The organism is Yoonia sp. F2084L, assembly GCF_023015625.1.
Lineage (GTDB): Bacteria > Pseudomonadota > Alphaproteobacteria > Rhodobacterales > Rhodobacteraceae > Yoonia.
On the sequence record NZ_JALKAH010000004.1, the window covers coordinates 123,500 to 144,199 of the forward strand.

Sequence of the window (20,700 nt, forward strand, 5' to 3'; positions counted from 1 at the left end):
GCGTGGTGCGGCGGCGGAAAGAAGCAGTAATAGGCATATTTGCAAAATTACTGGTTTGCAGATTTATAATTTTGCAAATCTGCAAACCCGAACACAATACAGCAATGGACAAGCCCTCGCCCGAGGCATACATCTTGAAAATGACCACTCTCCCCTTCATCCGATTTCTTGATCGCACGACGCCCCCACACATCGTGACGCTGGTGTTGATCACAGGCATGTCGGCGATGAGCATGTCGATTTTCCTGCCATCACTGTCTGCGATGACCACGTATTTCGATACCGATTACGCAATCATGCAGATCTCGCTCTCTGGCTATCTGGCCGCAACAGCGGTGCTACAGGTCTTCATCGGCCCAATTTCTGACCGATACGGGCGGCGTATTCTGGTGCTTGGGTCTTTGTCGATCTTTGTGCTGGCGTCGATTGGCGCGCTGTTTGCAACGACGGTCGAAGTGTTCCTTTTCTTCCGTATCCTGCAAGCCGCAGTCGCCACATCAATGGCATTGGGACGCGCCATCGTGCGCGATATCGTCCCGCAGGACGAGGCGGCATCAATGATCGGCTACGTCACGATGGGCATGGCGCTGGTCCCGATGGTCGGCCCGATGATCGGTGGTGGGTTAGAGCAGGCCTTTGGCTGGCAGGCGACTTTTGTGTTTTTGGCAGCGACCGGGCTTGCCACGCTCGCGTTGGTTTATCTTGATCTGGGCGAAACCGTGAAAGGTGATGGCACCAGCTTTCGCGATCAACTCAAGACTTATCCAGAACTGTTCCGCTCACCACGTTTCTGGGGTTACGTGCTTTGCGCTGCCTTCGGATCGGGCGCGTTTTTTGCTTTGCTGGGTGGCACGTCCTTTGTCGCCAGCGATATCTTTGGGCTGTCACCATTATGGAGCGGCATCGCCCTTGGCGCGCCTGCCATCGGATACGCGTTCGGCAACTATCTGTCCGGGCGCTTCTCGGTCAAAGTCGGCATTAACCGCATGGCCATGATTGGCACCGCAATTACCATTTTGGGCCTTGGTTTGTCTGCGCTGCTGACGCTGGCTGGGGTGAACCATCCACTGAACTTCTTTGGCTTTTGCGTCTTTCTGGGCCTGGGCAACGGGGTGATGCTGCCCAATGTCATGGCGGGCTCTATCTCGGTGCGCCCGCATCTTGCTGGCACGGCAAGCGGTCTGAGTGGTGCGATTATGATTGGCGGCGGTGCGGCGCTGTCACAGTTTGCGGGCAGCATCCTGACGATTGAAACCGGCACCATGCCTTTGCAGTTGATTATGCTGGGTACATCTGTCCTTGCGTTTCTGTCGGTCCTCTTCGTCATATGGCGCGAAAAGCGGATCGCTTGACGCCCTCTTTGCAGCGGCTAATGTCACATAGCAAATCTGCAAAGGTGGGATATGGCCGTTCAGAAACTCTATGCCGGGGCCAAGCTGCGCGAATTACGCGGGCGGCTGGAGCTGACACAAAAGGCCTTTGCTGAAAAGCTTGGCGTGTCCCTGCCCTATCTGAACCAGATGGAGAACAACAACCGGCCCGTGTCGACGGCCGTGGTGTTGGGGCTCGCGCAGGAATTCGGCTTTGACGTGACCGAGCTGCAATCGGGCGACGAAGCACGACTTGTGGGCGATATGCGCGAAGCGCTTGCTGATCCGGTCTTTACAGGTCCCGCCCCGGCGCTGGCCGATATGCGGCTAGCCGCAGCAAACGCCCCAGCCCTTGCGCGTGCATTTCTGGACCTGCACGCAGCCTACCGCCAGACACATGAACGGCTGGCGTCGCTGGACGAGGCTTTGGGCCGCGAGGACGCGCGTCTGCAACCAAGCCCCTGGGAAGAAGTGCGCGATTTCTTTCATTATTGCGATAACTACATTGATGCGGTCGACCGCGCAGCCGAACGTTTCGCCAGCCGCACCAGTCCGGGTGAGGCGATGGCGGATGCCGCGGTGCGCATGCTTGATAGTCACGGGATCAAGACCGTGTTTCGGGATGCGGCCGATGTCAGGCACTTTGATGCAGCGACCAAAACCTTGACCATTTCGCAGTTTGCGAGCGCGTCAACGCAGACGTTTCAGTTACTTTTACAATTGGCCATGGTGAGCCAAGAACCACTTTTGGAAGCCACACTTGACCTTGCCCGTTTTCAATCGGACGAGGCACGCAGCATCGCCAAGGTGGGGCTTGCCAACTATTTCGCCGGTGCAGCCTTGATGCCTTATGCGGCCTTCCTGTCAGCGGCGCAGGCGACACGGCATGACCTTGAAATACTTGCGGCCCGCTTTGGCGCGTCGCTTGAACAAGTGGCGCATCGGCTGTCCACATTGCAGCGCCCCGGCGCGAAAGGCATTCCGTTCTTCTTTGTCCGCGTAGATCAGGCGGGGACAATCACCAAACGCCACTCGGCCACGACCCTGCAATTTGCCCGATACGGTGGTGCCTGCCCCTTATGGAACGTGCATCAGGCGTTTGAGTTGCCGGGGCAGTTTTTGCGGCAACTGGCCGAAACCCCTGACGGGGCACGGTACTTTTGTCTGGCGCGCGATGTCAGTAAATCAGGCGGGGCCTACAATGTGCCGACCCGCCGCTATGCCATCGGACTGGGATGCGAAGTCAAACATGCCCCGGCCCTTGTCTATGCAGACCATATGGATCTCGGCGCGGCAGAGGCTTACGCCCCAATCGGGATTTCCTGTCGGATTTGCGAGCGGCGCAACTGCCACCAACGCTCGGTCCCGCCTTTGGAACGACAGTTGCGTGTGGACCCGGACCGTCGTGGCATTTTGCCGTATCAGCTTGACTAGACACGCCAATCTGGATGCTATGGTCACACTGGGGGAGGATTATCCATGGAACTGAACGGCACCAAAGTCATTGCCGCCGATATCGACACGGTCTGGGCCCATCTAAACAATCCCGAGACCTTAAAGGCGTGCATTCCAGGCTGTGAAGAACTGACCGGGTCCCCCGAAGAAGGCTTTGCCGCCGTGGTCAAACAGAAAGTCGGCCCCGTGAAGGCGACCTTCAAAGGCGAGGTGACGTTGGAAAACGTGGTGCCAGGCCAAAGCTACACGATCACCGGAGAAGGCAAGGGTGGCGTGGCAGGCTTTGCCAAAGGCAGCGCGGATGTTGTGTTGGCCACCGTCGAGGGCGGCACCGAATTGACCTATACCGCGCAGGCCAAAGTGGGGGGCAAACTCGCCCAGCTTGGCAGCCGCATCATTGGTGGGTTCGCCCGCAAGATGGCGGACGAATTCTTTGAACGGTTTCAGAATACAGTAGAGGGCAACGAAGCCGCCTGATCACGCGTCCCGCAAGGCCGCGGCGATCTGATCCTTCAGCATCATACGCTGTTTGCGCATCTCGCCCATATGCATGTCATCGGTCGGCTCGATATCAGTTTCGGCCCGGTGAATGGCACGGTTGATCGTATGGTATTCATCAAAAAGCTTTGCAAAGTGCGCATTTGCTTCCTTGAGCGCATGCATTGCCTCAACCTTATCGGGGAATTCCTCGTTCAGCTCATGAGGGGTGTGCGACATCGCAAGGCTCCTTTATTTGTTGCTTGATTGGAGCTTAGCTTTCTTGATCGACAATCACTTTGATACGGATCAAGTCCGGCCCGCTATCTACGCGCGGCGCGCCAGCCTGCTGCTTCGGCTTCAGCGCTTGAGCAGAACCAACGTTCGCCATTGGCTGGATTGATCCGGGTGCGCGCATAATTCTCCTGCCCAGGCACATGATAGATACGTCCACCGGATGAGATATTGCCTTTAATGGCGCAGTTCTGATTGGGTGCAGGATTATCGGTCAGTTGTGCGGCGCGGAAGTCAGAGGGCATTTCAACCTCAACGGCCCAAAGCCCGCGCGCGGCGACAGCAGCCGCCTTTTCGTCAAGATCGTAGGTTTCCGAATAGCGCCGGAATGCCCAGGCCATGCCAGAGTAGACGATCAACTGCCCCATGTCCTGACCATCGACGCTGCATTGTGCCACGACCCGACCATAGCGGTCGGTGTCGCGCGTCGTGCAGCGTGCATAGGCCCCTTCAAAACGGTTGCGCACGGCGTCGCGCGTCCACGCCCCGCAGTCCCATTCACGCCCATCGGCCCAGCAAGGCTGGCCCATTTCCGGCGCGTCGATCCCAAAAAGCCGGACGCGGGTGCCGCCGACATCAATGGTATCGGCGTCGATGACACGGATCGTGCCATTGGGTGCGGCCAGCACAGGCGCGGCCAGAAGTGTAAGTAAAAAAGCAAAGATACGGATCATCCCCCGAGTTAGGGGTTGAGCCGCCGCCGCATCAAGCCAATTCGTTAAGAAAGGTTAAGATTGTGTTAACGCCGCGACAGCCCGTTATCTCTGCTTGGTTTCCCATTGCGGGTGAATCCACGGCTGATCGTTTGATGGCGTCAGCAGATTGCGTTCCAGAATATGATCCGCCGCCTTTTCGCCCACCATCAAAGATGGCCCATTGGTGTTGCCGTTGGTGACACGCGGAAAGATCGAACTGTCGGCGACCCGCAAGCCTTCAACACCAATGACCCGCGTTTCAGGGTCGACCACCGCCATTGGATCACCGGGGTCACCCATCTTGCAGGTGCCACAAGGATGATAGGCGCTTTCGGCATGGTCGCGGATCACTGCGTCGAGTTCTTCATCGCTTTGCGCGTCCTCGCCGGGCTGGATTTCACGGCCCCGGAATTCGTCAAATGCGGGCTGCGCAAAGATTTCGCGGGTGAGACGGATGCAAGTGCGGAAGTCTTCCCAATCTTGCGGGTGTGACATGTAGTTGAATTCGATTTTGGGGTGGTCGTTGGGATCGGCTGATCGCAGCGTGACTTGTCCCCGAGATTGGGACCGCATCGGACCGACGTGGGCTTGATAGCCATGCCCATCGGGGATGATCCTGCCATCATAGCTGACCGCGATCGGCAGAAAGTGGTACTGGATGTCAGGGTATTTGACGCCCGCTTTGGACCGGATAAATCCTGCGCTTTCAAACTGGTTCGAGCTGCCCAGACCGGTCTTCCACAACAGCCACTCCAGCCCGATTTTGGCTTTGCCGCGAATGTTCCAGTAAGAGAAGAGTGAGACCGGTTTGGTTGCTGATTGCTGGACGTAAAGTTCAAGGTGGTCTTGCAGGTTTTGGCCGACACCGGGGCGGTCGGCGACAACGTCGATGCGGTGTTCTTGCAGGTGCGCTGCCGGCCCGATTCCTGATAGCATCAGCAATTTCGGGGAATTGAGCGATGAGGCGGCGATGATGACTTCTTTGTTGGCGCCGATCACCTCAACCTTGCTGCCGCGACTGACTTCGACACCTACGGCGCGGCCATCCTCAATGACGATGCGGCGGGCAAGCGCACGGGTGATATTGCAATTTGGGCGTTTGAGAGCAGGGCGCAGATAGGCGCTGGCCGCAGACCAGCGCATTCCTTTGTAGATGGTCGCATCGAAAGGGCCAAAGCCTTCCTGCTGTTCACCATTATAGTCACCTGTCACCGGGTAGCCCGCTTGCCGTCCGGCTTCGACAAACGCCCGTGTCAGCGGGTTCTTACGTGGGCCGCGTGTCACATGCAGCGGGCCGTCTTTGCCGCGCCATTCAGGATTGCCGCCGTGGCCGCCGTCGTGCCAATGCTCCATCCGTTTAAAGTAGGGCAGCACGTCTGCATAGGACCAGCCATGCGCGCCGCTTTCCGCCCAATAATCGTAATCGCAGGCGTGGCCACGCACGTAGATCATGCCGTTGATAGAGGATGAACCACCGATGACCTTGCCGCGCGGCGTGACCAACTGCCGCCCGCCCAAATGCGGTTCAGGTTCAGACTTCATGCCCCAGTCGTAACGCTTCATGTTCATGGGGTATGAGAGTGCCGCTGGCATCTGGATGAAGGGCCCCGCATCTGTGCCGCCATATTCGATGATCAGCACCTGTTTGCCAGCTTCCGCCAAGCGGTAAGCGATGGCGCAACCGGCAGAGCCCGCGCCGATAATGACATAGTCAGCTTGCATTTGAATATCTGGCCTTTGGATGTGTTGCCTGCGCCGGAGCCTCCGGCGGAAGTTTGATTGGACGAAGAAAGACGGGGCTATTCGCCACGGGGGAAGCGTTGGTTTTCTTCCAGCACGTTGAGGTCCATATGATTGCGCATGTAGCGTTCGGACGCCTTTTGCAGCGGCTGGTAGTCCCACGGGAAATAGTTGCCGTTGCGCAGAGCCTCGTAGACGACCCAGCGGCAGGCTTGGGATTGGCGCACAGCGGCGTCATATGCGGCAAGGTCCCAGCGGCTTTCGGATTTGGCCCGCAGTTGGGTACGCGTGCCTTGGTGGGCAGGTTCTTCGGCGAGGTTTGTCAGTTCATGCGGATCAGCCTTCAGATCGAAAAGCTGATCGGGGTCCAATGCGCAGCGGGTGTATTTCCATTTGCCATAGCGCAGCGCGACCAGCGGCGCATAGCTGCCTTCGGCGGCATATTCCATGGCGACAGGCGTGTCGCGGCTGCCGCCTTGTCCGAGATGGACGAGGCTTTCGCCGGTGGTCCATGGTTCCACTTCGGACATGTCGATCCCCGCCAGATCGCAAAGCGTGGGTGCCACGTCGATGTTACTGACGGGTGTGGTGTTCAGCCCCGGTTCCATATCGGGGCTTGCGATCATCAAAGGGACGCGGGCAGATCCTTCATAGAAGGACATTTTGAACCAGAGACCACGTTCGCCCAGCATGTCGCCGTGGTCGGATACAAAGAGAATCGTCGCCTCTTGCCGCGTGTCTTCCAGCGTTTGCAGGACTTCACCAATCTTGTCGTCAAGGTAGGAGATATTCGCGAAATAGGCGCGGCGGGCGCGTTTGATATGGTCTTCGGTGATGTTGAAGTTATCGCGGTCGTTGGCGTCAAGAATGCGTTGGGAGTGCGCGTCTTGATCATCGTAGGGAATGGGCCCGACCTCTGGCAGCAAGTGGTGACAGTCTGCGTAGAGGTCCCAGTATTTCTTGCGCGCTACATATGGATCGTGAGGGTGCGTGAAGCTGACTGTCAGGCACCAAGGACGCGCATCATGACCGCGCGATAGGTCATAGAGCTTGCGGGTCGCATGATAGGCGACCTCGTCATCATACTCCATCTGGTTGGTGATCTCGGCCACCCCGGCACCCGTCACGGACCCCATGTTGTGATACCACCAGTCGATCCGCTCGTCTGGTTTACGGTAATCCGGTGTCCAGCCGAAGTCGGGTGGGTAGATATCAGTGGTCAGGCGTTCCTCGAACCCGTGCATTTGATCCGGTCCGACGAAGTGCATCTTTCCCGAAAGACAGGTTTGGTAACCCGCACGCCGCAAATGGTGGGCGTAGGTGGGGATGGATGAGGCGAATTCAGCGGCGTTGTCGTAGACACCGGTCCGCGATGGCAGCAGCCCGGACATGAAAGATGCCCGTCCCGGCGCGCACAACGGGGATGCTGTGTAGCTGTTGGCGAAACGGGTGGATTTGGCCGCCAGCTTTTTGAGGTTTGGCGCGTGCAGCCAATCGGCAGGGCCGTCAGGAAAGAATGTGCCGTTCAGCTGGTCGACCATGATGATCAGAATGTTGGGTTTGCTCATTGGGTCCGCCCTTCAAGTTCCATGTGCAGAAGCGCCAGCGCGTGTCTGGTCGCATCCGACTGCTCGGTCGTGGCCCGCGACAGCCCTTGGCGCAGATAAAGCCCATCAATCAGTCCGGCGATCCGTGCGGCCGCCCCTTCGGCGCGCGCACCGATCAGGGGCCGCAAGTCGTGTATCAGGTTACTGTGCAGGCGACGCTGATAGATGCGCAAAAGCTCATGGGCGGGCGTTGAAGTCTGGGCGAGGACATAGAAGTTGAGCCATGCCGCAATCACTTCCGGTTGGAAGTTTGACGACGTGAACCCAGCCCGAATGACCGCTTCCAATCGCGCGCGGTGTCCAGAAGCGCCTGACAACGCAGTGCGCACCTCGGCGGCATAAAGCGCCAGCGTGTGCCGCATCGCCGCCAGAAAGATCTGTTCCTTACCCCCAAAGTAATGATGCGCCAAAGCCGAAGACATGCCTGCCCTCTTGGCGATATTGCTGACCGTGACATCCAGATTGCCAACCGCCCCGATTTCATCAATCGTGGCTTTTACTAATGCGGCGCGGCGGATAGGCTCCATTCCAAGCTTGGGCATGATCTTCCTCATCGGGGACAGTTCGAGCAGATAAATCGTTCTTTATTGACTCGTCAATCAAGAAAAATCAGGGAGAAAGAAATGAAGTTGAAATCAACCTTATCTGTGTTGGCCGTTTGCGCCGCGATGCCTGCTTTTGCTGACTGTGACAGCGTGACATTCTCGGATGTGGGCTGGACCGATATTACCGCGACAACTGCTGCGACGACCGTCGTGCTGGAAGCACTGGGGTATGAGACCGACATCAAAGTGCTGTCCGTGCCTGTCACTTACATCTCACTGGCCGAAGGTGACATCGACGTTTTCCTTGGCAACTGGATGCCAACGATGGAAGCAGATATCGCCCCTTACCGCGAAGCTGGCACCGTCGATACCGTACGCGCGAACCTTGAAGGGGCGAAATACACACTGGCTGTGAACAAAGCGGCCGCCGATATGGGTATCGCCACCTTTGCCGATATCGCAGCCAACGCCGATGCGCTGGATAGCAAGATCTACGGCATTGAGCCCGGCAACGATGGCAACCGCCTGATCATTGACATGATCGCAGACGGGGCCTTTGGTCTTGATGGTTTCGAAGTCGTTGAAAGCTCTGAGCAAGGCATGCTGGCCCAGGTTGACCGCGCATCTGGCCGGGACGAACCGATTGTGTTCCTTGGTTGGGAACCGCATCCGATGAACGCCAACTTTGATATGTCCTACCTTGAGGGGGGCGATGATTGGTTTGGTCCGAACCTTGGCGGTGCGACCGTCTTTACCAACACATCTGCTGGATATGTGGACAGATGCCCGAATGTCGGCAAGCTGCTCATGAACCTCGAATTCACGCTGGCTATGGAAAATGAAATTATGGGTGCCATCCTGAACGATGGTGAAGACCCGGCGGATGCCGCTACCGCGTGGCTATCTGCCAACCCCGATGCGTTCATGGGCTGGCTCGACGGTGTGACCGCTGCAGATGGCGGCGATGCCGTCGCTGCCGTGAAAGCCTCCTTAGGCATGTAAACGATTTGGCAGGCCTCGGTTTCCGGGGCCTGCTTCCTTTGAGGGGTGAAGGTGCGGCATGGATTGGCTGACAGAGAACAAAATTCCAATCGGGCGATGGGCGAAATCCGTCTTTGATTGGATGAACGACAACTTTGGTTTTTTCTTTGACTGGTTGTCGGATGCGATGGAGGCCTTGATTGATGGCATCCTGTGGGTCCTGGAGACACCACATCCGTTCTTTGTGATTGCGGCCTTTGCGGGCCTGACCTGGGCTTTGCAGCGCAACTGGAAAACACCGCTATTTGTCGTGATTGGCTTTCTCTTCATCCTCAATCAGGATTACTGGGAAGAGACAATGCAGTCGCTCACGCTGGTGCTGTCAGCCTGCGTGGTCTGCATGGGGATCGGCGTACCGATTGGCATCGCCGCAGCCCACCGCCCCCGCCTGTACCGTGCGATGGTTCCGATCTTGGACTTGATGCAAACGCTGCCGACCTTCGTTTATCTGATCCCCGCGATCGTGTTCTTTGGCATCGGCATGGTGCCCGGGCTGATCGCCACGGTGATCTTCGTACTGCCTGCACCGATCCGATTGACGCACCTCGGCGTCTCCTCGACACCGACCCCGCTGTTGGAGGCCGCACAAGCGTTTGGCGCAACCAAGCGGCAAGTCTTGTTTAAGGTCGAACTGCCCTCTGCCCTGCCGCAGATCATGGCGGGCCTGAACCAAACTATCATGCTCTCGCTGTCGATGGTCGTGATCGCGGCCCTTGTGGGTGCAAGCGGTCTTGGCGTGCCCGTCATCCGCGCGCTGAACACGGTAAACACATCGCTGGGCTTTGAGTCGGGCTTCGTTATCGTTGTTGTCGCCATCATGCTCGACCGGATGCTGCGAGTGAAATCGAAATGAGCATCATGCACGGAAGCTGCCATTGCGGCGCGGTCAGGTTTACGGTGACGCTCTCTGATGGCATCGCATCGGCGCGGCGTTGTGACTGTTCGCTTTGCGCACGACGCGGGGCGGTGGCCGTTTCTGCGGCAAAGGACGACATCACCTATACTGCAGGTCGCGATAATCTGACGCTCTACCAATTCAATACCAAGGTTGCGGAGCACTATTTTTGCAAGACCTGCGGGATTTATACGCATCACAGGCGTCGCTCGAACCCCAATGAAATCGGCATCAACCTTGCCTGTCTTGATGGACAGACGCCATTCCTCTCTGCGGTTTTGGTGCACGATGGCCAGAACCACCCCAAGGACATTGGCAAGAACCGGGATGCAGGCATCTTGCGCTTTGATCCGATGGAGGACACCGAATGAACGCTGTTGAGTTTGATAACGTATCCATCGTGTTTGGGGCCAAGCCTGAGACGGCTCTGCCCTTGATGGATCAGGGGCTGGAGCGTCCTGAAATCCGCGAAAAGACCGACCAGATACTGGGCGTGCATAACTGCTCGCTCGACGTCGAAGTGGGTGAGATCTTGGTCCTGATGGGCTTGTCTGGTTCGGGTAAGTCAACGCTGCTGCGTGCGGTGAACGGCCTGAACCCGGTGATCCGGGGCGAGGTCCGTATCCATGATGGTGACTGGAGTTGCAGCGTCGGCAAAAGCTCGGCGGGTGACTTGCGCCGGGTGCGCCGTGAATGCGTGTCGATGGTGTTTCAACAATTTGGCCTACTGCCATGGCGCACGGTCCGCGATAACGTCGGGCTCGGTTTGGAACTCGGCGGCATGGAAAAAACTGCACGGCTCAAACGTGTTGATCAGGAACTTGAAATGGTCGGGCTTGCCGACCGTGCCGACGCGCTTGTCGGCGAACTTTCGGGGGGCATGCAACAACGCGTCGGCCTCGCGCGCGCTTTTGCCACCGACGCGCCAATCCTGCTGATGGATGAGCCGTTCTCGGCCCTCGACCCGCTGATCCGCACACGTCTGCAAGATGAATTGCTGGAGTTGCAAAAACAACGCGGGCGCACGATCATCTTTGTCAGCCATGATCTGGATGAGGCCTTCAAGATCGGCAATCGTATCGCCATTATGGAAGGCGGGCGGATCGTACAATGCGGCACGCCGCGCGATATTTTTACTAATCCGGCGAACAAATATGTGGCTGATTTCGTGGCCCACATGAACCCGCTGGGGGTACTGACAGCGCGGGATGTGATGACCAAAGGCTCAGGTTCAGGTCCCATGATCGACGTGGAAACACCGGTTCAGGACATCATGCATCAGATCGACGGCACAGGCTTGCAAGTCACCGAAGATGGCCAGCCCATTGGCGTCGTGACCCAAGCCTCGTTACTGGCGCGACTTAGCCCTCGCTGACCCAATAACTTTCTTCGTCCCTTCAAACTTCCGCCGGAGGCATCAAACCTTTGTCGCAGGCGCAGCAGGCGTTATTCTGCGTCGTGCGATCGCCTCGCGCCATGTGATGAAACTGACCGAGGCCATAATCACGGCACCACCGAATATGACCCAACCGTCAACAGTTTCACCAAAGACGACGGCCCCCAAAAGGACCGCCCAGACCAGTTGTAGGAATGTCACCGGCTGTGTCACGGTCAACGGTGCTGCCGCAAAAGCCAGTGTCATGGAGTAATGTCCGGCAGTCGCAAAGCAGGCGACAAGGAACAACCACCCCACCTGCGGCAAAGTCGGCGTCACCCACACCGCCCAAGCAAAGGGCGCTAACCCAACAGTCACAGTGATCGACAACATGCCAACGACGACAGGCGCGGAAACCTCCCCTGAGAGTTGCTTGGCAATCAGGTATCCCGCAGCAAAGCACACGGCAGTTGCGAGCATGGCAATATGCCCAAGTTCAACCTCTTTCACGCCAGGACGCAGGATAATCATCGCCCCGATCAGCGCCATGATAACCGCTGCCAGGCGCCGTGGCGGCAAACGTTCACCCAAGAACAACGCCGCCCCCAGCGAGACATAGACAGGTGAAAGGTAATTCATCGCCGTCACCTCAGCGATGGGAATGCGCGCCATGGCAAAGAACCACAAGATCACTGCCAGCGTGTGCACCAATCCCCGCGCCCAAAACAGCTTCTTCTGTCGCCCTGTCAAATGCGCTGCCATGATCGGTTTGATCATCGGGATCAGGAACACCAAACCCAGAACATATCGCAAAAATGCCGCCTGCGCTGCTGGCACGTCATCGCCCACATGTTTGACAACCGCCGTGACGGCCACAAACATCAGGCCGGTAAAAAGCATCCAGAAGATGCCAACGACGGGCCGGGATTGGGATTGCGCTTCCATGCTCCATCCGTCGCACCAAGCCCGCCCAAGTGCAAGCGCGCAGAAACCACTGGATGAAGCGCGCTGTTCCCCGTAACAACGCCGCCATGAAGATACTCTTTCTTGGCGATGTTATGGGCCGCTCTGGGCGTGCCGCGATTGTAACCCACCTGCCCCGTCTACGGGACGCGTGGAAGCTGGATTTCGTTGTCGTGAATGGTGAAAACGCGACCTCGGGGATGGGGTTGTCGGGTGATCATGCAAAGATTTTGCTGGATGCGGGTGCTGATGTTGTCACCCTCGGCGATCACGCCTTCGACCAGAAAGACATGTTGACCTTTATTGAGAAGGAACAGCGCATCATTCGCCCGATGAACTATTCCAAAGCCGCCCCTGGTGTTGGTGCGCGGGTGTTCAACGCCACCGGTGGTCGCAAGGTGCTTGTGGCACAGGTTTTGGGTCAGGTTTTCATGAAGCGTCCTTTCGACGATCCATTCTCGGCCCTTGATGCGGTGCTGCGCCAATACCCGATGGGTGGTCAGGTTGCGGCCAGCGTCATTGATATCCACTGCGAAGCCACGTCCGAAAAGATGGCGACTGGCCATTTCTGCGATGGGCGGGCAAGCATTGTTGTCGGCACGCATACCCATGTGCCGACAGGCGACGCGATGATCCTGCCGGGTGGCACCGCCTACATGACCGATGCGGGGATGTGCGGCGACTATAACTCGGTCATTGGCATGGACAAAGCCGAGCCTTTGCGCCGCTTTGTCACCGGCATGCCAAAGTCGCGATTTACGCCTGCGGCAGAGGAAGCGACGCTGTCTGGCCTTTATGTCGAGACCGACAACATGACAGGCAAAGCCGTGAAAACCGCGATGGTCCGCCAAGGCGGACGCCTGTCGCAGACGGGGCCTGCATGATATCCCAGCGTATGCGGCTGACAGGGTTCCTGTTGCTGCTGGGATGCGGTTGGGGGCTGACGCAACCGCTGATCAAAATTACGGTAAGCGCAGGATATCAGCCATTCGGGATTGTCTTTTGGCAGATGCTGATTGGTGCGACACTGCTGGGCGTGCTGCGCTGGCGGCAGATGGGGCGGATGCCGTTTACCGTTCGGACCCTGGCTGTCTGGTTGATGATTGCAACCATCGGCACGCTGATCCCCGGCTACACCAGTTTCCGTGCCGCGTTCCACTTGCCATCCGGCATCATGTCAATTGTCATTGCAACGATCCCGATGATGGCTTTTCCTATCGCGCTTGCCTTGGGCAACGACCGGTTCTCGTTTCGCCGTTTGGGTGGCCTTTGCCTTGGGCTGATCGGCGTAGGTCTGATCGCCCTGCCGGAAGCGAGCCTGCCAGAACGCGCGATGATCGCCTTCTTGCCTTTGGCCCTGATCGCCCCGTTTTGCTATGCCTGTGAAGGCAACATCGTGGCGCGCTGGGGTACGGCGGGGCTTGATCCGTTTCAGGTGCTTTTTGGGGCATCGGCTATCGGGACGGTGATCGCGCTGCCGTTGGCGATTGGCACCGGAGAGTTTTTTGTCCCGCAATCCCCTTTTATTCTTGCTGATTTCACACTCCTGCTCAGCTCGATCGTCCATGTGCTCGTCTACTCCGGCTATGTCTGGTTGATTGCACGGGCGGGGTCTGTTTTCGCCGGTCAGGTCAGTTACGTTGTCACCGGTTCGGGCGTGTTCTGGGCGATGCTGTTGTTGGGCGAAACCTACAGCCTGTGGGTCTGGGCCGCATTGGGTTGCATGGCTGTCGGTCTGAGCCTTGTGCAGCCACGGGTTGCTGAAACGCAAACGCTGGGCGACACTCGTGCTCATGGATAGTTTTTTTTCCTTGACCCAGACACAGAGCGCAATTTTGACGATGGCCGTCGTCGTGGGCATGTTCCTGATGTTCCTGCGCGAGGTCTATCCGACGGAAGTGGTCGCAATGATCGGGGTCTCGATCCTGTTGGCGACGGGTGTTTTGCCCTATGAGGCCGCGGTGATGGCGCTGGCCAACCCTGCCCCTTGGACGATTGCCGCGATGTTCATCATCGTGGGGGCGTTGGTGCGGACCGGTGCGCTGAATGCGATGACACAGATCGCAGAACGGCAGGCCAAGGTCAGCCCAGCGCGCGCGATTGGTGGCGGGTTGGTCTTTGTGGCCTTTGCAAGTGCTATCATGAACAACACGCCACTGGTTGTCGTGATGATCCCGGTCTTTGTGCAACTGGCGCGCACTTTGGGGACGTCAGCGTCCAAATTGCTGATCCCGTTAAGCTATGCTGCGATTGTCGGGGGCACGATGACCTTGCTGGGCACCTCGACCAATTTGCTGGTTGATGGCGTCGCCCGCTCCTCTGGGCTGGAGCCGTTTGGCATCCTTGAGATTTTCCCCATTGGTGTCGTGGTTGTTCTGTGGACCTTCACGTATCTCTATTTTATGGCCCCGCGCCTTTTGCCGGACCGGCAGAGCATGGCGACGATGCTGTCAGACAGATCCAAGAAGAAGTTCTTTTCTGAGGCGGTCATTCCACCTGACAGCAACCTGATTGGGCGTGACGTCACAAGTGTGCAGTTGTTCAAACGCGATGGCGTTCGCCTGATTGACGTCGTGCGCGGGGATACATCGTTGCGGCGCAATCTCAAGGACGTGACATTGCAGGTGGGCGACCGCATTGTTCTGCGTACCGAAATGACAGAGCTTTTGTCACTACAACAGAACAAAGAACTGCGGCGCGTCGATCAGGTGTCTGCGGTTGAAACCACCACTGTCGAAGTGCTGATCACGCCAAACTGCAAGATGGTCAGCCGACGCCTTGGGTCGATGCGACTGCGGCGGCGCTATGCGGTTTATCCTTTGGCGGTGCACAGACGGGACGCGAATATCAGCGCGCAGATTGATGACATCGTTGTGCGCGTCGGCGACACGCTGCTGTTGGAAGGCGCGCCAGAGGATATTCAGCGTCTGGCTGAGGATATGAACCTTGGTGATGTATCAACGCCGTCGCAGCGCGCGTACCGCCGGGGACATGCGCCTGTGGCCATCGGTGTGTTGCTCGGCGTAGTAACGCTGGCGGCATTGGGTGTTGCCCCTATCCTGATGCTGGCGATGATTGGTGTGACGATTGTGCTAATGACTGGCTGCATCGACGCAGATGAGGCGTTTTCCTATGTCGATGGGCGCTTGCTGGCGTTGATATTTGCCATGCTGGGCGTCGGGTCTGCGTTGCAGTCTTCGGGCGCTGTTGCGATCATTGCTGACACGCTTTCGCCGGTGATGCTGGTGCTGCCGCCGTTCTTTGTCGTGCTGGCGGTCTATATGCTGTCCAGTATCCTGACCGAATTGGTATCCAACAATGCCGTCGCCGTCGTGATGACACCGATTGCCATCGGTCTGGCCAGTGCGCTTGGCGTTGATCCACGTCCCTTGGTGGTGGCTGTCATGATCGCAGCAAGTGCGAGTTTCGCGACGCCAATCGGGTATCAAACCAATACGCTGGTTTATGGTCCCGGTGGATATAAGTTTTCGGATTTCCTCAAGTTCGGCGTCCCGCTGAACCTGTCGCTGGCCCCTATTGTTTCCTTTGTGATCCCCTTTATCTGGCCGCTCTAAGCCGGGGTTGCGGGCGCTGGGCCGCTTGCCGTATAGAGACGCAGATTAACGCGATAGAAGACGAGGTTTTCCGATGGCTGGCCACTCCAAATGGGCAAATATTCAGCACCGCAAAGGGCGGCAGGACAAATTGCGCTCCAAGCTGTTTTCCAAGCTGGCCAAGGAAATCACCGTTGCCGCGAAAATGGGCGACCCGGACCCCGATAAAAACCCGCGTTTGCGTCTGGCGGTGAAGGAAGCCAAGTCGAGCTCTGTTCCGAAGGATGTGATCGACCGCGCGATCAAGAAATCGCAAGGTGGCGATGCCGAGAATTACGACGAAATCCGCTATGAGGGTTATGGCCCCAACGGTGTGGCCGTGATTGTCGAGGCGATGACGGACAACCGCAACCGGACCGCGTCAACCGTGCGGTCGACTTTTTCCAAGAATGGCGGAAATCTGGGCGAAACCGGATCGGTCGGGTTCATGTTCGACCGCAAAGGCGAGGTGATCTACCCCGCATCTGTCGCCGACGCCGATACGGTGATGATGGCCGCGATTGAGGCCGGTGCCGAAGACGTGCAAAGCGATGATGACAACCACGTCATCTATTGCGCGGACACCGATCTGAACGACGTGGCGAACGCGCTTGAGGCGGAACTGGGCGAGTCAGAATCAACCAAGCTGATCTGGAAGCCCAATATGACGACCGAACTGGATGTCGAGGGTCTGACCAAGCTGATGAAGCTGTTGGATACGCTTGAGGAAGATGATGACGTGCAGCGTGTGACATCAAATTTTGAAGCCTCTGATGAGGTGATGGCGGCCTTCGCGGAAGAGTAGCTGGGGCGCTGCCCCCGTCCCTGCGGTCCTCCCCCGAGGTATTTTTAAACATGAGAAGATGATCAGGGCGTGATGATGCCCTGCTCTGTCACGATCAGGTCAAGCGGTTGATCGGTGGGTTCGAGTGGCAGGTTGGCGTCTTCTTGGGCTGCATAGGCAAAGCCAATGGCCATTGTGGGTTGGGCGGCGCGCAGTTGTTCCAGGGTGCGGTCGTAGAAACCACCGCCATAGCCCAGGCGCCCGCCGTTGCGGTCAAATGCCACCAGCGGCACAATCACGATTTGCGGTGTCATCCAATCGCCCGCCTCTGGGATCATCGCGCCAAATTCACCTTTGATCAGCGGACACTCAGGTTCCCAAATCCGAAACTTCAGCGGCTGCCCTGCCCCGATGATGACCGGCACGCCAACGGGTCCATGGGCTGCGGCCTCTTCCATCGCCGGGGTGGGGTCGATTTCGGTCCGCATCGCCATATAGCCAGCCAAGGGGACGCCACGATGCCCGGCGAGCACTTCGCTCAGATAGCCAGCGGTGGCTGCATGCGGTTGGTGGGCCGCTTTGCGCCGGGCGAAAGCGGCGGTGCGGGCCGCTGTTTTATCCATTACAAAAGCCAAATGGCGGCAAGGCCGAGGAAGGCAAAGAAGCCAACGACGTCCGTGACGGTGGTCACGAAAGCACCGGACGCAAGCGCGGGGTCGATCCCCATCTTTTCCAACACAACGGGGATAACCGTGCCAGCCAAACCGGCAACAACCATATTGATCACCATGGCGACGGCAATCACAACGCCCAGCATCGGTGACCCGAACCAGACGACCCCGACGATACCCATCACCACGGCAAAGATCAGACCGTTGATCAGCCCGACCAGCACCTCGCGTTTAATGACCCGCCAGACGTTTGCGGTTGTCAGGTCGCGTGTTGCAAGCGCGCGCACGGCGACCGTCAGCGATTGCGTGCCTGCATTGCCCCCCATTGAGGCCACGATGGGCATCAGGACGGCCAATGCGACGAGCCCCGCAATCGTTTCTTCAAAAAGCGAGATCACCATTGACGCAAAAATCGCCGTCACCAGATTGACCGCAAGCCAAGGAAAGCGCCGCTTTGTCGTGGCAATGACGCGGTCAGAGAGGCTGCCTTCGCCGACACCGGCCAAGCGCAGGATGTCCTCCTCTGCTTCTTCTTCGAGGAACATCATCGCGTCATCAATGGTAATCACACCGACGACCCGGTCATCATCATCCACCACCGGCGCCGTGATCATGTGATAGTGATTAATCGCCTGCGCCACCTCTTCCACATCTTGAGCGACGTGGAACGTGCGGAACGTATCTTCGACGATATCGCGCAGTGGTGTATCACGCGCATGGCTCAGGACGCGTCCCAGTGTGACGTAACCCACAGCCTTAAGCCGAGGGTCAACCAGAATGATGTGATAAAACTGATCCGGCAGGACCACATCAGAGCGCAGATAATCAATCGCCTCGCCCACGGTCCAGTGTTCTGGCGCGCGCACCAGTTCGGACTGCATGTGGCGTCCGGCGGATTCCTCGGGATAGGCAAGCGCCTGTTCGACAACAACACGGTCGCTGGCATCCAGCGCATCCAGAACCGCCTCTTGCTGCGCGTCATCAAGGTATTCGACAAGGTCGACGACATCGTCGCTTTCCAGATCACGCACGGCTTCGGCCAGTTCCGCCGGGGCAAGCTGTTCGATGACCTCTTCACGCAGCTCTTCGTCGAGTTCGGAAAGTACGCCACCTTCCAGCCCACCGGGCCAAGTGACCAGCAGCGCGCGCCTGTCGCGAACATCAATCTGTTCCAGCAAATGCGCAACGTCAGCGGGGTGCATGGGATCAAGTGCTTCACTGAGGAAGGCCCCATCACCCCGTCCGACAGCATCAAGCACGTCACTGACCAGCCGGTCGGTGATGCCGAATGCTTCGTCTTCGGTGGATTCGGGTTCGGCCATGGGACTTCCTTGCTGCTAGGGCAACATAATCACTCAGGGCTGTGGCACAACGCAGATTTCTGCGATTTACCCCAATGTTGCGGGGCCATATGCTGAATCTATGACAAAGCACCTCCTTCTTGGGCAAACCCTTGGGTTTTCAGGCAATCCCCTACTGGGGGACTGGGCGGATGCTGTTGATTTCGACAGCGTTGGCGGCGTGTTAATTGAAGCCGGGCGCATTGTGGCGACAGGCGACGGTGCTGCTTTGCGCGCGGCCCATCCGGACGCGGCTGTCACAGACTATGGTGCCGCTTTGATCAGTGCCGGGTTTGTGGATGCGCATATGCATTATCCGCAGACCGGCATTATCGCCAGTTGGGGCAAGCAGCTGATTGATTGGCTCAATACCTATACCTTTCCCGAAGAAGCCCGCTTTGGCGACCGTGCCTATGCGGATGATGTTGCAGGGCGCACCCTTGATCTGGCGCTGGCGCATGGCACCACAACGTTGGCCAGTTTCTGCACGATCCATCCGACAAGTGTTGATGCGTTTTTTGAGGCAGCATCAGCTCGCAACATGGCCGTGATTGCTGGCAAAACCTGCATGGACCGCAATGCCCCCGATGACCTGCGCGATACCGCACAATCCGCCTATGACGATAGCAAGGCGCTGCTGGAAAAGTGGCATGGGCGTGGGCGCGCCAGCTACGCGATCACACCGCGATTTTCACCAACCTCAACACCAGAACAATTGTCCGCTTTGGGCGCTTTATGGGCCGAACACCCCGATTGCCTGATGCAGACCCATCTTAGCGAACAGTTGCCAGAGATTGCTTGGGTGCAAGAGCTGTTCCCAGAAGCCCGCGACTACCTTGATACCTATGAACAGTTCGGCTTGCTGGGCGAGCGCGGCCTTTATGGGCATGCGATACATCTGACCGAGCGCGAGATTTCACGACTATCGGAAGTGGGGGCTGCTGTGGTCCATTGCCCGACGTCAAACACGTTCATCGGGTCAGGGTTGTTTGATTTGATGGGCTTAGCCAAGGCATCGGTCACTGTTGGGCTTGCCACCGACACGGGCGGCGGGTCGTCATTTTCGATGCTGCGCACAATGGCGGCGGCTTATGAAATCGGACAGTTACGTGGGGCGGCATTGCATCCTGCACAGTTAATCTGGCTGGCGACAGAAGGATCCGCTGCGGCGCTGAAGATGACAGGGCAGATCGGCCGTCTTGGGGCGGGTGCTGCGGCGGATATCACAGTGCTTGATCTGCACTCGACGCCTGCTATCGCACAGCGTGCGGCGCGCGCAGGGGATATCTGGGATGCGGTATTTCCGACCATTATGATGGGTGATGATCGTGCCGTGCGCGATGTATGGGTTGCGGGTGAGAGGCGGGTGGGCTAGCAGCTTTGCGCCAGCTTCAGCACCCAGATGTTTCCAGACCTGCCAAGTCCGAACTGGGTATAGCCGCGCACCAGCATGTTGCGTCGGTGCCCGCTTGAATTTTGCCAGGCCACCAGAACCTGTTCTTCGGACTGCTGTCCGTTGGCGATGTTCTCTGCTCCGCCCGTCATCGCACATCCGCCAGCGCGCGCACGATCCACAAAGGTATCACCATTCGGCCCACCGGGGCTGTCGTGGGAAAAATACCCACGCCGCGCCATATCTTCTGCATGTGCCTGCGCAGCACGCGCCAAAGCAGCGTTTGGCTGGACAGCCCCGCGCCCTTGGCTGGCACGGAATGCATTCAAATCAGCGGCAAAGCCTGTCGTAGACCCCGGTGCAGACGACACCTGAGCAGGTGTCGTCTGTGGTGTTGTGGTGGTCGTGCAGGCAACCATGCAGATCAAGGCAATTATGCTAAGCGCTGTCCTCATGGTGTGT

Annotated in this window: 21 protein-coding genes; 12 read left to right on the forward strand and 9 right to left on the reverse strand. The window is 58.0% G+C overall.

The genetic code is table 11. The annotated features are described in order from the left end of the window. The first annotated feature begins 140 nt into the window (after nucleotides 1-140). From MWU60_RS12260 to MWU60_RS12270, 3 genes are read left to right on the forward strand one after another with little or no spacing between them, the layout of a single operon-like run. Nucleotides 141-1,352, forward strand: a complete 1,212-nt coding sequence (locus MWU60_RS12260; protein WP_247227618.1) for a multidrug effflux MFS transporter — start codon at nucleotides 141-143, stop codon at nucleotides 1,350-1,352. Between the two features lie 51 nt (nucleotides 1,353-1,403). After that, the gene (locus MWU60_RS12265) at nucleotides 1,404-2,804 is read left to right on the forward strand and encodes a helix-turn-helix transcriptional regulator (RefSeq protein WP_247227619.1); all 1,401 of its coding nucleotides are present in this window, start codon (nucleotides 1,404-1,406) and stop codon (nucleotides 2,802-2,804) included. A 45-nt stretch (nucleotides 2,805-2,849) separates the two neighbouring features. Then, nucleotides 2,850-3,302: a carbon monoxide dehydrogenase subunit G gene (locus MWU60_RS12270; protein WP_247227620.1), complete on the forward strand. Its 453-nt coding sequence runs from the start codon at nucleotides 2,850-2,852 to the stop codon at nucleotides 3,300-3,302. On the opposite strand, the gene MWU60_RS12275 is transcribed toward MWU60_RS12270, so the two are convergent. The 5 genes from MWU60_RS12275 to betI all read right to left on the reverse strand — a co-directional run bounded on the left by MWU60_RS12275 (nucleotide 3,303) and on the right by betI (nucleotide 8,180). After that, nucleotides 3,303-3,542, reverse strand: a complete 240-nt coding sequence (locus tag MWU60_RS12275) for a YdcH family protein (protein WP_247227621.1) — start codon at nucleotides 3,540-3,542, stop codon at nucleotides 3,303-3,305. 83 nt (nucleotides 3,543-3,625) lie between these two features. Beyond that, nucleotides 3,626-4,270, reverse strand: a complete 645-nt coding sequence (locus tag MWU60_RS12280) for a thermonuclease family protein (protein WP_247227622.1) — start codon at nucleotides 4,268-4,270, stop codon at nucleotides 3,626-3,628. An 84-nt stretch (nucleotides 4,271-4,354) separates the two neighbouring features. Continuing rightward, nucleotides 4,355-6,013 (reverse strand): choline dehydrogenase, encoded by a 1,659-nt coding sequence (gene betA, locus MWU60_RS12285; protein WP_247227623.1) that lies wholly within the window; start codon nucleotides 6,011-6,013, stop codon nucleotides 4,355-4,357. 77 nt (nucleotides 6,014-6,090) lie between these two features. After that, nucleotides 6,091-7,599: a choline-sulfatase gene (gene betC, locus MWU60_RS12290; RefSeq protein ID WP_247227624.1), complete on the reverse strand. Its 1,509-nt coding sequence runs from the start codon at nucleotides 7,597-7,599 to the stop codon at nucleotides 6,091-6,093. Continuing rightward, nucleotides 7,596-8,180, reverse strand: coding sequence for a transcriptional regulator BetI (betI, locus tag MWU60_RS12295; RefSeq protein ID WP_247227625.1), 585 nt, complete (start codon nucleotides 8,178-8,180; stop codon nucleotides 7,596-7,598). Before betI ends, betC begins: the two co-directional genes overlap by 4 nt. Before the next feature lie 81 nt (nucleotides 8,181-8,261). Between betI and choX the strand changes: the two genes are divergently transcribed. From choX to choV, 4 genes are read left to right on the forward strand one after another with little or no spacing between them, the layout of a single operon-like run. Continuing rightward, entirely contained in the window at nucleotides 8,262-9,185 is a 924-nt protein-coding gene (choX, locus tag MWU60_RS12300; protein WP_247227626.1) for a choline ABC transporter substrate-binding protein, read from the forward strand. A 58-nt stretch (nucleotides 9,186-9,243) separates the two neighbouring features. Continuing rightward, nucleotides 9,244-10,077, forward strand: a complete 834-nt coding sequence (gene choW / locus MWU60_RS12305; protein ID WP_247227627.1) for a choline ABC transporter permease subunit — start codon at nucleotides 9,244-9,246, stop codon at nucleotides 10,075-10,077. A 5-nt stretch (nucleotides 10,078-10,082) separates the two neighbouring features. Then, complete coding sequence (locus MWU60_RS12310) at nucleotides 10,083-10,490, forward strand: GFA family protein (RefSeq protein ID WP_247228011.1); 408 nt, start codon at nucleotides 10,083-10,085, stop codon at nucleotides 10,488-10,490. Beyond that, nucleotides 10,487-11,494 (forward strand): choline ABC transporter ATP-binding protein, encoded by a 1,008-nt coding sequence (choV, locus tag MWU60_RS12315; protein ID WP_247227628.1) that lies wholly within the window; start codon nucleotides 10,487-10,489, stop codon nucleotides 11,492-11,494. Before MWU60_RS12310 ends, choV begins: the two co-directional genes overlap by 4 nt. Before the next feature lie 42 nt (nucleotides 11,495-11,536). Here the strand turns inward: choV and MWU60_RS12320 are convergent, their stop codons facing one another. After that, nucleotides 11,537-12,439, reverse strand: coding sequence for a DMT family transporter (locus MWU60_RS12320; protein ID WP_247227629.1), 903 nt, complete (start codon nucleotides 12,437-12,439; stop codon nucleotides 11,537-11,539). Between the two features lie 86 nt (nucleotides 12,440-12,525). Between MWU60_RS12320 and MWU60_RS12325 the strand changes: the two genes are divergently transcribed. The 4 genes from MWU60_RS12325 (at nucleotide 12,526) to MWU60_RS12340 (ending at nucleotide 16,855) form a co-directional block, all read left to right on the forward strand. Next, nucleotides 12,526-13,341: a TIGR00282 family metallophosphoesterase gene (locus tag MWU60_RS12325; protein ID WP_247227630.1), complete on the forward strand. Its 816-nt coding sequence runs from the start codon at nucleotides 12,526-12,528 to the stop codon at nucleotides 13,339-13,341. After that, nucleotides 13,338-14,258, forward strand: a complete 921-nt coding sequence (locus MWU60_RS12330) for a DMT family transporter (protein WP_247227631.1) — start codon at nucleotides 13,338-13,340, stop codon at nucleotides 14,256-14,258. Before MWU60_RS12325 ends, MWU60_RS12330 begins: the two co-directional genes overlap by 4 nt. Continuing rightward, on the forward strand, nucleotides 14,251-16,032 hold the full coding sequence (locus MWU60_RS12335; protein WP_247227632.1) for an SLC13 family permease: 1,782 nt from the start codon (nucleotides 14,251-14,253) through the stop codon (nucleotides 16,030-16,032). Before MWU60_RS12330 ends, MWU60_RS12335 begins: the two co-directional genes overlap by 8 nt. A 73-nt stretch (nucleotides 16,033-16,105) precedes the next feature. Beyond that, the gene (locus MWU60_RS12340; protein WP_247227633.1) at nucleotides 16,106-16,855 is read left to right on the forward strand and encodes a YebC/PmpR family DNA-binding transcriptional regulator; all 750 of its coding nucleotides are present in this window, start codon (nucleotides 16,106-16,108) and stop codon (nucleotides 16,853-16,855) included. A 62-nt stretch (nucleotides 16,856-16,917) separates the two neighbouring features. Here MWU60_RS12340 and MWU60_RS12345 read toward each other — a convergent pair whose 3' ends face one another. Continuing rightward, entirely contained in the window at nucleotides 16,918-17,457 is a 540-nt protein-coding gene (locus MWU60_RS12345) for a 5-formyltetrahydrofolate cyclo-ligase (RefSeq protein WP_247227634.1), read from the reverse strand. After that, nucleotides 17,457-18,827 (reverse strand): magnesium transporter, encoded by a 1,371-nt coding sequence (gene mgtE, locus MWU60_RS12350; protein WP_247227635.1) that lies wholly within the window; start codon nucleotides 18,825-18,827, stop codon nucleotides 17,457-17,459. Before mgtE ends, MWU60_RS12345 begins: the two co-directional genes overlap by 1 nt. Before the next feature lie 100 nt (nucleotides 18,828-18,927). Here mgtE and guaD point away from each other — a divergent pair, with 100 nt between their 5' ends. Beyond that, nucleotides 18,928-20,220 (forward strand): guanine deaminase, encoded by a 1,293-nt coding sequence (guaD, locus tag MWU60_RS12355; RefSeq protein ID WP_247227636.1) that lies wholly within the window; start codon nucleotides 18,928-18,930, stop codon nucleotides 20,218-20,220. Here guaD and MWU60_RS12360 read toward each other — a convergent pair. Further along, nucleotides 20,217-20,693 carry a CAP domain-containing protein gene (locus tag MWU60_RS12360; protein WP_247227637.1) on the reverse strand — a complete coding sequence of 159 codons (477 nt, stop codon included), beginning with the start codon at nucleotides 20,691-20,693 and terminating at the stop codon, nucleotides 20,217-20,219. The two genes, guaD and MWU60_RS12360, sit on opposite strands and share 4 nt — an antisense overlap. Nucleotides 20,694-20,700 lie beyond the last annotated feature (7 nt).